This is a genomic window from Pseudomonas sp. WSY_20 (assembly GCF_043104335.1).
GTDB lineage: Bacteria > Pseudomonadota > Gammaproteobacteria > Pseudomonadales > Pseudomonadaceae > Aquipseudomonas > Aquipseudomonas parafulva_B.
In genome coordinates this window covers 16,161-27,720 of sequence record NZ_JBICKP010000023.1, presented here as the reverse complement: position 1 = coordinate 27,720, position 11,560 = coordinate 16,161, and the positions used below count along the sequence as shown (strand labels likewise).

10 protein-coding genes are annotated in these 11,560 nt (G+C 61.7%); 9 read left to right on the top strand and 1 reads right to left on the bottom strand.

Annotated features, from left to right (window positions below):
• Positions 1–98 precede the first annotated feature (98 nt).
• From grpE to ACF8E5_RS08085, 8 genes are all read left to right on the top strand, one after another.
• Positions 99–656: a nucleotide exchange factor GrpE gene (gene grpE, locus ACF8E5_RS08120; RefSeq protein WP_078477978.1), complete on the top strand. Its 558-nt coding sequence runs from the start codon at positions 99–101 to the stop codon at positions 654–656.
• Positions 657–757: 101 nt separating this feature from the next.
• Positions 758–2,683, top strand: coding sequence for a molecular chaperone DnaK (gene dnaK, locus ACF8E5_RS08115; RefSeq protein ID WP_058639199.1), 1,926 nt, complete (start codon positions 758–760; stop codon positions 2,681–2,683).
• Positions 2,684–2,874: 191 nt separating this feature from the next.
• Positions 2,875–3,999 (top strand): molecular chaperone DnaJ, encoded by a 1,125-nt coding sequence (gene dnaJ / locus ACF8E5_RS08110; RefSeq protein WP_023533145.1) that lies wholly within the window; start codon positions 2,875–2,877, stop codon positions 3,997–3,999.
• Positions 4,000–4,012: 13 nt separating this feature from the next.
• Positions 4,013–4,816: a 4-hydroxy-tetrahydrodipicolinate reductase gene (gene dapB, locus ACF8E5_RS08105; RefSeq protein WP_058604766.1), complete on the top strand. Its 804-nt coding sequence runs from the start codon at positions 4,013–4,015 to the stop codon at positions 4,814–4,816.
• Positions 4,817–5,115: 299 nt separating this feature from the next.
• On the top strand, positions 5,116–6,252 hold the full coding sequence (carA, locus tag ACF8E5_RS08100; RefSeq protein WP_144966608.1) for a glutamine-hydrolyzing carbamoyl-phosphate synthase small subunit: 1,137 nt from the start codon (positions 5,116–5,118) through the stop codon (positions 6,250–6,252).
• A 105-nt stretch (positions 6,253–6,357) separates the two neighbouring features.
• Positions 6,358–9,579, top strand: a complete 3,222-nt coding sequence (gene carB, locus ACF8E5_RS08095) for a carbamoyl-phosphate synthase large subunit (protein WP_058604764.1) — start codon at positions 6,358–6,360, stop codon at positions 9,577–9,579.
• Entirely contained in the window at positions 9,576–10,058 is a 483-nt protein-coding gene (gene greA, locus ACF8E5_RS08090) for a transcription elongation factor GreA (protein WP_178091239.1), read from the top strand. Before carB ends, greA begins: the two co-directional genes overlap by 4 nt.
• Complete coding sequence (locus tag ACF8E5_RS08085; protein ID WP_080671990.1) at positions 10,036–10,485, top strand: MFS transporter; 450 nt, start codon at positions 10,036–10,038, stop codon at positions 10,483–10,485. Before greA ends, ACF8E5_RS08085 begins: the two co-directional genes overlap by 23 nt.
• 12 nt (positions 10,486–10,497) lie before the next feature.
• Here ACF8E5_RS08085 and yhbY read toward each other — a convergent pair whose 3' ends face one another.
• Positions 10,498–10,806: a ribosome assembly RNA-binding protein YhbY gene (yhbY, locus tag ACF8E5_RS08080; protein ID WP_023533185.1), complete on the bottom strand. Its 309-nt coding sequence runs from the start codon at positions 10,804–10,806 to the stop codon at positions 10,498–10,500.
• Between the two features lie 102 nt (positions 10,807–10,908).
• Between yhbY and rlmE the strand changes: the two genes are divergently transcribed.
• Positions 10,909–11,535, top strand: coding sequence for a 23S rRNA (uridine(2552)-2'-O)-methyltransferase RlmE (rlmE, locus tag ACF8E5_RS08075; protein WP_392475103.1), 627 nt, complete (start codon positions 10,909–10,911; stop codon positions 11,533–11,535).
• Positions 11,536–11,560 lie beyond the last annotated feature (25 nt).

Below are 11,560 nucleotides of genomic sequence, written 5' to 3'. Positions count from 1 at the left end.
ACCAGGCTGCCCCTTGAAGCTGTATTTTCCGGCCCCATATACGCCACATCACCGGCGAGCCTGGCTCGCAGTCCACCAAATTGCGCAGGAGATATCCCATGGCTGATGAGCAGCTGAACGAGAAAGACCTCAACGTCGAGCAAACCGGTGCCGACAACGCAGCTGATGCCCGCGTGCTGGAACTCGAAGAACAGCTGGCCGCGGCCAAGGACCAGTCACTGCGTACCGTGGCCGAACTGCAGAACATTCGCCGGCGTGCCGAGCAGGATGTGGAAAAGGCGCACAAGTTCGCCCTGGAGAAGTTCTCCACCGACCTGCTGCCTGTGATCGACAGCCTGGAACTGGCCCTGACTCACTCCAGCGCCCAGGACGAACACGTCAAGCAGATCCGCGAGGGCGTCGAGCTGACCCTGAAGATGTTCCAGGACACCCTCAAGCGCTACAACCTCGAAGCCATCGATCCGCATGGTCAGCCGTTCAACCCTGAGCACCACCAGGCCATGGCCATGCAGGAAAACGCCGAGGTCGAACCCAACAGCGTACTGAACGTGTTCCAGAAGGGCTACCTGCTCAATGGCCGCCTGCTGCGCCCCGCCATGGTGGTGGTCAGCAAGGCGCCGAGCGCAGCGCAACCTTCTATCGATGAAAAGGCTTGAAATCCTTTCGGGCATCCCCATCTAGGTGTCAAGCCTTCAAGTATTACCGCAGTTGGCCGCAGTAGCCGCTGCTACCTCATTCAAGTTTCGGGAGAGTTAACATGGGCAAGATCATCGGTATCGACCTGGGGACCACCAACTCGTGCGTCTCCGTGCTGGAAAACGGTAACGTCAAGGTCATCGAGAACGTCGAGGGTGCGCGTACCACCCCATCGATCGTGGCATACGCCAACGATGGTGAAATCCTGGTCGGCCAGTCGGCCAAGCGCCAGGCCGTGACCAACCCGCACAACACCCTGTTCGCAGTCAAGCGCCTGATCGGCCGCCGCTTCGAAGAAGACGTCGTACAGAAAGACATCAAGCTGGTGCCTTACAAGATCGTCAAGGCCAGCAACGGCGACGCCTGGGTCCAGGCCAGCGGCAAGGACATGGCGCCACCGCAGATCAGCGCCGAAGTTCTGAAGAAAATGAAGAAGACCGCCGAAGACTACCTCGGCGAGCCTGTGACCGAAGCGGTCATCACCGTACCGGCCTACTTCAACGACAGCCAGCGTCAGGCCACCAAGGACGCCGGCCGCATCGCCGGTCTGGACGTCAAGCGCATCATCAACGAGCCGACCGCCGCTGCACTGGCCTACGGCATGGACAAGGCCAAGGGCGACCACACCGTGATCGTCTATGACCTGGGTGGTGGTACCTTCGACGTTTCGGTCATCGAAATTGCCGAAGTCGACGGCGAGCACCAGTTTGAAGTACTGGCCACCAACGGCGACACCTTCCTGGGTGGCGAAGACTTCGACATGCGCCTGATCGACTACCTCGTCGACGAGTTCAAGAAAGAGTCCGGCATGGACCTGAAGAACGATCCACTGGCCCTGCAGCGCCTGAAGGAAGCTGCTGAAAAGGCCAAGATCGAGCTGTCTTCGGCCCAGTCGACCGACGTCAACCTGCCGTACATCACTGCAGATGCAACCGGTCCGAAGCACCTGAACGTGAAGATTTCCCGCGCCAAGCTGGAATCGCTGGTCGAGGACCTGGTCAGCCGCACCATCGAGCCTTGCCGCATCGCGCTCAAGGACGCCGGTATCGACGCCAGCAAGATCGACGACGTGATCCTGGTCGGCGGTCAGACCCGTATGCCGCTGGTTCAGAAAGCCGTTGCCGACTTCTTCGGCAAGGAAGCGCGCAAGGACGTGAACCCGGACGAAGCCGTCGCCATGGGTGCTGCCATCCAGGGCGCAGTCTTGGCCGGTGACGTGAAGGACGTCCTGCTGCTGGACGTCAGCCCGCTGACCCTCGGTATCGAAACCATGGGCGGCGTGATGACTTCGCTGATCGAGAAGAACACCACCATCCCGACCAAGAAGTCGCAGGTGTTCTCGACTGCTGACGACAACCAGGGGGCGGTGACCATTCACGTGCTGCAAGGCGAGCGCAAGCAGGCGGCACAGAACAAGTCGCTGGGCAAGTTCGACCTGGCTGACATTCCGCCAGCGCCACGTGGCGTGCCGCAGATCGAAGTGACCTTCGACATCGACGCCAACGGCATCCTGCACGTCAGCGCCAAAGACAAGGCCACCGGCAAGTCGCAGTCCATCGTCATCAAGGCCAACTCCGGCCTGTCGGACGACGAAATCGAGCGCATGGTGCGTGACGCCGAGGCCAATGCCGAGGAAGACCGCAAGTTCGAAGAACTGGCCGCTGCCCGTAACCAGGGTGATGCACTGGTTCACTCGACCCGCAAGATGGTCGCTGACGCGGGTGACAAGGTCACCGCTGAAGAGAAGACTGCCATCGAAGCGGCCGTGGTTGCCCTGGAAACCGCCGTCAAAGGCGACGACAAGGCTGCCATCGACGCCAAGGTCGAAGAGCTGTCCAAGGTCTCTGCACCGGTTGCCCAGAAAATGTACGCCGAGCAGTCGGCCGAACAGCCTCAGGGCGGCGCGCAGCAGGCCGAGCCGGAAGCCAAGCACGACGACGTGGTGGACGCCGAGTTCGAAGAAGTGAAAGACAACAACAAGCAGTAAGTCCTGCAAGTTGTCGGCCAGTGCACCGCCGTTTGGCGGTGGACTGGTAGGATGTCGCCGCGCGGGGGCTTGCTCCCGCGTTGACGTATCTGGAATTCGAGAATTTTTGCAGCATTTGTCAGCCCCCCGTGGGGAGCAGATGCTGACGGCGCGGCGCAGATGCCGGACGCCCAACAAGGTGCAAATGACCTATGTCCAAGCGTGATTATTATGAGGTCCTGGGTGTCGAGCGCGGCGCCACGGATGCTGACCTCAAGAAGGCCTATCGCCGGTTGGCGATGAAGTACCACCCCGACCGCAACCCGGGTGATAAAGAGTCCGAAGACAAATTCAAGGAAGCCAACGAGGCGTACGAGGTCCTGTCGGATGCCAGCAAGCGCGCGGCGTTCGATCAATATGGCCATGCCGGCGTCGATCCGAGCATGGGTGGCGGCGGGGCCGGTTTCGGGGGCGCTAACTTCTCCGACATCTTCGGTGATGTGTTCAGCGACTTCTTCGGTGGTGGCCGGGGTGGCGGACGCGGCGGCGCTCAGCGCGGCAGCGACCTGCGTTACACCCTGGAGTTGAACCTGGAAGAAGCCGTGCGCGGCACCACGGTCAGCATTCGCGTGCCGACGCTGGTCAACTGCCAGCCATGCGATGGCAGCGGTGCGAAGAAAGGCTCCACCCCGTCGACCTGCCCCACCTGCGGTGGTATCGGCCAAGTACGCATGCAGCAGGGCTTCTTCTCGGTGCAGCAGACCTGCCCGCGCTGCCATGGCCAGGGCAAGATCATCACCGACCCTTGCGGGGCCTGCCATGGCGAAGGCCGGGTCGAGGAATACAAGACCCTGTCGGTCAAGGTGCCAGCAGGTGTCGACACCGGTGATCGCATTCGCCTGTCGGGCGAGGGTGAAGCCGGCGCGCACGGTGGGCCGACCGGCGACCTGTACGTGGTGATCAACGTGCGTGAGCATGAGATCTTCCAGCGTGATGGCAAGCACCTGTACTGCGAAGTGCCGATCAGCTTCACCGACGCTGCGCTGGGTGGCGAACTCGAAGTGCCAACCCTCGATGGTCGGGTCAAGCTGCGCATCCCCGAAGGCACCCAGACCGGTAAGCAGTTCCGCCTGCGTGGCAAGGGCGTGGCGCCTGTGCGCGGTGGTGGTGCGGGTGATTTGCTGTGCCGCGTGGCGGTGGAAACGCCGGTCAACCTCAGCCGTCGTCAGCGCGAACTGCTCGAAGAGCTGCGTGATTCGCTCGAAGGCGACAGCTCCCATTCGCCCAAGGCCAGTGGCTGGTTCGATGGCGTGAAGCGCTTCTTCGGCGATCTTTGACAAGGAAAAGGCTATGCGACGTATTGCAGTGATGGGCGCGGCAGGGCGAATGGGCAAGACCCTCGTCGAAGCCGTGCAGCAAACCGCAGGTGCCGGCCTGACGGCTGCCATCGACCGCCCGGACAGCACGCTGGTGGGTGCGGATGCAGGCGAGTTGGCCGCCCTGGGGCGCATTGGCGTGCTGCTGTCCGACGACCTGGTCAAGGTTGCCGATGACTTCGACGTGCTGATCGACTTCACCCATCCATCGGTCACCCTGAAGAACCTGGCGTTCTGCCGTAAGCATGGCAAGGCCATGGTCATCGGCACCACCGGGTTCACCGTGGAAGAAAAGCACCTGCTGGCCGAGGCGGGCAAGGACATTCCGATTGTGTTCGCGGCCAACTTCAGTGTGGGGGTCAACCTCAGCCTCAAGCTGCTGGACATCGCGGCGCGTGTGCTGGGCGACGACGTCGATATCGAGATCATCGAGGCGCACCACCGCCATAAAGTCGATGCGCCTTCGGGCACCGCGCTGCGCATGGGCGAAGTGGTGGCCAATGCGCTGGGGCGCGACCTGCAGGAAGTGGCGGTGTATGGCCGCGAAGGGCAGACCGGTGCACGTGATCGCAAGACCATTGGCTTTGCCACGGTGCGCGCCGGTGACGTGGTCGGTGATCACACGGTGCTGTTTGCTGCCGAAGGCGAGCGCCTGGAGATCACCCACAAGGCCTCCAGCCGCATGACGTTCGCCAAGGGTGCCGTGCGAGCGGCCTTGTGGCTGGACGGGCGCGAGCCTGGCCTGTACGACATGCAGGATGTGCTCGAGCTGCACTGAGCCCTCGGCCCAGACCAGAGTAACCTGCCGCCGATGATACGCACCCAGGCGTGTCTGGGCGGTGGGGCTCACCTCTAGCAAGTGGCTCTGGTAGCGGTCTGTCGCATTCATGTGTTTAAGAGGCACATATGCGGTAGACCGAAAACGCACTTTTCTGTAAGCTACAGCTTTAGTGTGTCCACTAAAAGCGCGCAGCGAATTGAATTCAGCACATAAAAGCGGGGTGACGTGTCCATACGTCACTCCGCTTTTTTGCAACCTGCGATCGCCCTTTCATGCTTGATTTTCGGGAGGTCTTCTTGACAAAGCCAGCCATACTCGCCCTTGCCGACGGCAGTATTTTCCGCGGTGAGGCAATCGGTGCCGACGGCCAGACCGTTGGTGAAGTGGTATTCAACACCGCTATGACCGGCTACCAGGAAATCCTTACAGACCCTTCCTACGCGCAGCAAATCGTTACCCTGACCTACCCGCACATCGGCAACACCGGCACCACGCCAGAAGACGCAGAATCCAACCGCGTCTGGTCGGCCGGCCTGGTCATTCGCGATCTGCCGCTGCTGGCCAGCAACTGGCGTAACACCCAGTCGCTGCCCGAGTACCTCAAGGCCAACAACGTGGTGGCCATTGCGGGCATCGACACCCGTCGTCTGACTCGAATCTTGCGTGAAAAGGGCGCTCAGAACGGCTGCATCCTGGCCGGTGACGACATCAGCGAAGAAGCCGCAATCGCCGCTGCGCGCGGCTTCCCAGGCCTCAAGGGCATGGACCTGGCCAAGGTGGTTTCCACCAAGGAGCGTTACGAATGGCGTTCCAGCGTGTGGGAGCTCAAGACCGACAGCCACCCCACCCGCGAAGCTGCCGACTTGCCTTATCACGTGGTGGCGTTCGACTACGGCGTCAAGCTGAACATCCTGCGCATGCTGGTCGCCCGTGGCTGCCGCGTCACCGTGGTGCCGGCCCAGACGCCCGCCAGCGAAGTGCTGGCCCTCAACCCGGACGGCGTGTTCCTGTCCAACGGCCCGGGCGACCCCGAGCCCTGTGACTACGCCATCCAGGCGATCAAGGAAATCCTGGAAACCGACATCCCGGTCTTCGGCATCTGCCTGGGCCACCAGCTGCTGGCCCTGGCCTCCGGCGCCAAGACCGTGAAGATGGGCCACGGCCACCACGGTGCCAACCACCCGGTGCAGGACCTCGATACCGGTGTGGTCATGATCACCAGCCAGAACCACGGCTTTGCGGTGGACGAAGCGACCTTGCCTGGCAACGTGCGCGCCATTCACAAGTCGCTGTTCGACGGTACCCTGCAGGGTATCGAGCGCACCGACAAGAGCGCGTTCAGCTTCCAGGGCCACCCTGAAGCGAGCCCAGGCCCGACCGACGTCGCGCCACTGTTCGATCGTTTCACCGATGCCATGGCCAAGCGCCGCTGAGTCTCCTGCTTCAAGGCCCCGGGCTGGCATGCGCCATGCCCGGATGCGCCTGACCCAGATTGTTCAACGCGGCTTGCCGACTGACCCCGGATTTGAGTGACAACCATGCCAAAACGTACAGACATCAAAAGCATCCTGATTCTCGGCGCTGGCCCGATCGTGATCGGCCAGGCCTGCGAATTCGACTACTCCGGCGCCCAGGCTTGCAAAGCCCTGCGTGAGGAGGGGTTCCGCGTCATCCTGGTGAACTCCAACCCAGCCACCATCATGACCGACCCGGCCATGGCCGACGCCACCTACATCGAGCCGATCAAATGGCAGTCGGTGGCCAAGATCATCGAGAAAGAGCGCCCTGACGCTGTCCTGCCGACCATGGGTGGCCAGACTGCCCTGAACTGCGCCCTGGACCTGGAGCGCCACGGCGTTCTGGAGAAATTCGGCGTGGAAATGATCGGCGCCAATGCCGACACCATCGACAAGGCCGAAGACCGCTCGCGCTTCGACAAGGCCATGAAGGACATCGGCCTGGAGTGCCCGCGCTCCGGTATCGCCCACAGCATGGAAGAGGCCAACGCGGTGCTCGAGAAGCTTGGCTTCCCTTGCATCATCCGTCCGTCGTTCACCATGGGCGGCACTGGCGGCGGCATCGCCTACAACCGCGAAGAATTCGAAGAAATCTGCACCCGTGGCCTGGACCTGTCGCCGACCAAGGAACTGCTGATCGACGAATCGCTGATCGGTTGGAAGGAATACGAGATGGAGGTGGTCCGCGACAAGAAGGACAACTGCATCATCGTCTGCTCCATCGAGAACTTCGACCCGATGGGCGTGCACACCGGCGACTCGATCACCGTCGCGCCGGCGCAGACCCTGACCGATAAGGAATACCAGATCATGCGCAACGCCTCCCTGGCGGTGCTGCGTGAAATCGGCGTCGAGACCGGCGGTTCCAACGTGCAGTTCGGCATTTGCCCGAATACCGGTCGTATGGTCGTCATCGAGATGAACCCGCGGGTGTCGCGCTCCTCGGCATTGGCTTCGAAAGCCACCGGCTTCCCGATCGCCAAGATCGCCGCCAAGCTGGCCATCGGCTACACCCTGGACGAGCTGCAGAACGACATCACCGGTGGCCGCACGCCGGCTTCCTTCGAGCCGTCGATCGACTACGTGGTGACCAAGTTGCCACGCTTTGCCTTCGAGAAATTCCCGAAGGCCGACGCTCGTCTGACGACCCAGATGAAATCTGTCGGTGAAGTCATGGCCATCGGCCGTACCTTCCAGGAATCCTTGCAGAAAGCCCTGCGCGGCCTGGAAGTCGGCGCCTGCGGCCTCGACCCGAAAGTCGACCTGGCCAGCCCCGAGGCTGCCAGCATCCTCAAGCGCGAGCTGACCGTACCGGGCGCCGAGCGCATCTGGTATGTAGCCGACGCCATGCGTTCGGGCATGACCTGCGAGCAGATCTTCGACCTGACCGGCATCGACATGTGGTTCCTGGTGCAGATGGAAGACCTGATCAAGGAGGAGGAGAAGGTCAAGACCCTGGCCCTCACTGCGATCGACAAGGACTGCATGCTGCGCCTCAAGCGCAAGGGTTTCTCGGACCAGCGTCTGGCCAAGCTGCTGGGCATCACCGACAAGACCCTGCGCCGTCACCGCCACAAGCTGGAAGTGTTCCCGGTGTACAAGCGCGTCGACACCTGCGCCGCCGAGTTCGCCACCGACACCGCCTACCTCTATTCCACCTACGAGGAGGAATGCGAGGCGAATCCGTCGAGCCGCGACAAGATCATGATCCTCGGCGGTGGTCCTAACCGCATTGGCCAGGGCATCGAGTTCGACTACTGCTGCGTGCACGCCGCCTTGGCGCTGCGTGACGACGGTTACGAGACCATCATGGTCAACTGCAACCCGGAAACCGTGTCCACCGACTACGACACTTCCGACCGCCTGTACTTCGAGCCGCTGACCTTGGAAGACGTGCTGGAAGTCTGCCGCGTCGAGAAGCCCAAGGGCGTGATCGTGCACTACGGCGGCCAGACCCCGCTCAAGCTTGCCCGCGCCCTGGAAGAAGCCGGCGTGCCGATCATCGGCACCAGCCCCGACGCCATCGACCGTGCCGAAGACCGTGAGCGCTTCCAGCAGATGGTGCAGCGCCTGAACCTGCTACAGCCGCCAAATGCCACCGTGCGCAGCGAAGAAGAGGCCATCAGCGCCGCCGGCACCATCGGTTACCCGCTGGTCGTGCGTCCGTCCTACGTCCTGGGTGGTCGCGCCATGGAGATCGTCTACGAGCTGGACGAGCTCAAGCGCTACCTGCGCGAAGCCGTGCAGGTGTCCAACGACAGCCCGGTGCTGCTGGACCACTTCCTCAACTGCGCCATCGAGATGGACGTGGATGCGGTCTGCGACGGTACCGACGTGGTCATCGGCGCGATCATGCAGCACATCGAACAGGCCGGCGTTCACTCCGGTGACTCGGCATGCTCGCTGCCGCCTTACTCGCTGAGCAAGGAGGTGCAGGATGAAGTGCGTGTGCAGGTCAAGAAAATGGCCCTGGAGCTGGGCGTGGTTGGCCTGATGAACGTGCAGCTGGCCCTGCAGGGCGACAAGATCTACGTGATCGAAGTCAATCCGCGCGCCTCGCGTACCGTACCGTTCGTGTCCAAGTGCATCGGCACGTCGCTGGCCATGATCGCCGCTCGTGTCATGGCAGGCAAAACCCTGAAGGAGCTGGGCTTCACTCAGGAAATCATCCCGAACTTCTATAGCGTGAAGGAAGCCGTCTTCCCATTCGCCAAGTTCCCAGGGGTTGACCCGATCCTCGGCCCTGAGATGAAATCGACCGGTGAAGTGATGGGTGTCGGTGACAGCTTCGGTGAAGCCTTCGCCAAGGCCCAGATGGGTGCCAGCGAAGTGCTGCCGACCGGTGGTACTGCGTTCATCAGCGTGCGTGACGACGACAAGCCGCAAGTGGCCGGCGTTGCCCGCGACCTGATCGCCCTGGGCTTCGAAGTGGTGGCGACCGCAGGTACCGCCAAGGTCATCGAGGCGGCGGGCCTGAAGGTGCGCCGCGTGAACAAGGTGACCGAAGGCCGTCCTCACGTGGTCGACATGATCAAGAACGACGAAGTGTCGCTGATCATCAACACCACTGAAGGCCGTCAGTCGATCGCCGATTCCTACTCGATTCGCCGCAATGCGCTGCAGCACAAGATCTACTGCACCACGACCATTGCGGCCGGTGAAGCCATCTGCGAGGCGCTGAAATTCGGTCCGGAAAAAACCGTTCGCCGCCTGCAGGATCTGCACGCAGGACTCAAAGCATGAGCATGACCAAATACCCGATGACTGTTCAGGGCGCTCGCGCCCTGGAAGAAGAACTGCTCTTTCTGAGCAAGACCGAGCGCCCGCGCCTGAGCCAAGCCATTGGTGAAGCGCGTGAGCTGGGCGACTTGAAGGAGAACGCCGAATACCATGCTGCCCGCGAAGAGCAGGGCATGGTCGAGGCGCGTATCCGTGACATCGAAGGCCGTTTGCAGAACTCGGTCGTGATCGACGTGACCACCATTGCCCATACGGGCAAGGTCATCTTCGGCACAACCGTCGATCTGGAAAACACCGAAACGGGTGATCAGGTCACTTATCAGATCGTTGGCGAAGATGAAGCCGACGTGAAGAAAGGCAAGCTGTCCAACAGTGCGCCGATCGCTCGCGCCATCATCGGCAAGGAAGAGGGTGACACCGTTGTCGTCAAGACGCCAAACGGTACGGTCGAGTACGAGATTGTCGAAGTCAAGCACATCTGACCGGCGCCTGCGGGCGCCTTCCCTTGAGGGGATCCTCTGGCAACTGGCCCAGGTATTCTGGGTCGGTGGCCTGTGGGTGTTCCACGTGGGGTTGGTGCCTGCTTTGAAAGTCAGCGGCCTTGCGCCATTGCTGGTGCAGGACATTGCCGGGCAGATCGACCGTTGGTTGATCGGCGTGGCACTGCTCGGCCTGATCACTCAGCTGGCGGTATTGGCAAGGGTGGAAGGCCTGGCTGCCTGGTGGCGCCAGTTCCGTGGCCAGATGCTGTTACTGGGCCTTGGGGCCTGCATCGGCTACTACACCTTGCGTTACGGGATTTCCGTAGGCGAGCGCTGGCAGATGTTCTGTTTCCTGGTGCTGGGCTTCTCCGGCATCGTACTGGTGGCCCAGCCCGTCCCACTCAGGGCGCGTCACGCGCGCCACTGAGCGGCACCACCGTTACTTGTAACGGTGGACGTTGGACAGCTGCTTGTTCGGCTGAGGGTTCTTGCGGTAGATCAGCGCCTTCTTGCCGATGGTCTGCACCAGCTCGGCGCGGCCGGCCTTGCACAGCGCGGCAATGGTCTCGGCACGCTCTTCGCGGTCTTCGGAGCGAATTTCGACCTTGATCAGCTCATGGTCGGCCAATGCGCGTTCCAATTCGGCGACGACGCCTTCATTCAAACCGTTGCCAGCAACGATCAGGACCGGCTTGAGGTCATGACCAATGGACTTGTATTGCTTCTTCTGCTCGTTATTGAGCGGCATAATCTGACCCTTTCCGTCTGATTCTGTAAAATTGACCGGCATTTTACCCGAGGGCCACCGGCTCCGCCCAGTCAATCACCACGCATATCATCGAGGTGCCCCGTGGTACAACGTTCCAAAAGCAGCGCAAACTGGCTGCGAGAGCATTTCAACGACCCTTTCGTCAAACAGGCGCAGAAGGACGGCTACCGCTCGCGGGCAAGCTACAAGCTGCTTGAGATCCAGGAGAAGGACCGTCTGATCCGTCCTGGCATGAGTGTCATCGACCTGGGTGCAGCGCCGGGCGGCTGGTCCCAGGTGACCAGTCGTATGATTGGCGGTCAGGGTCGACTGATCGCCTCGGACATCCTGGAGATGGACTCCATCCCCGATGTCACCTTCATCCAAGGGGACTTCACCCAGGACGAGGTGCTGCGGCAAATTCTCGAAGCCGTCGGCGATTCACACGTAGACCTTGTGATTTCGGACATGGCCCCCAATATGAGTGGTACGCCCGCGGTCGACATACCGCGAGCCATGTTCCTTTGCGAGCTGGCCCTGGATTTGGCAACCCGCGTGCTGCGGCCCGGCGGTGATTTTTTGATCAAGATCTTCCAGGGTGAAGGTTTCGATGTGTACCTCAAGGACGTGCGAACCAAGTTCGACAAGGTACAGATGCGCAAACCGTCTTCATCGCGGGACCGCTCCCGCGAGCAGTACCTGCTTGGCAAGGGGTTCAAAGGCGCGTGAACGGTACGAAGCGCAGCGGCCGATA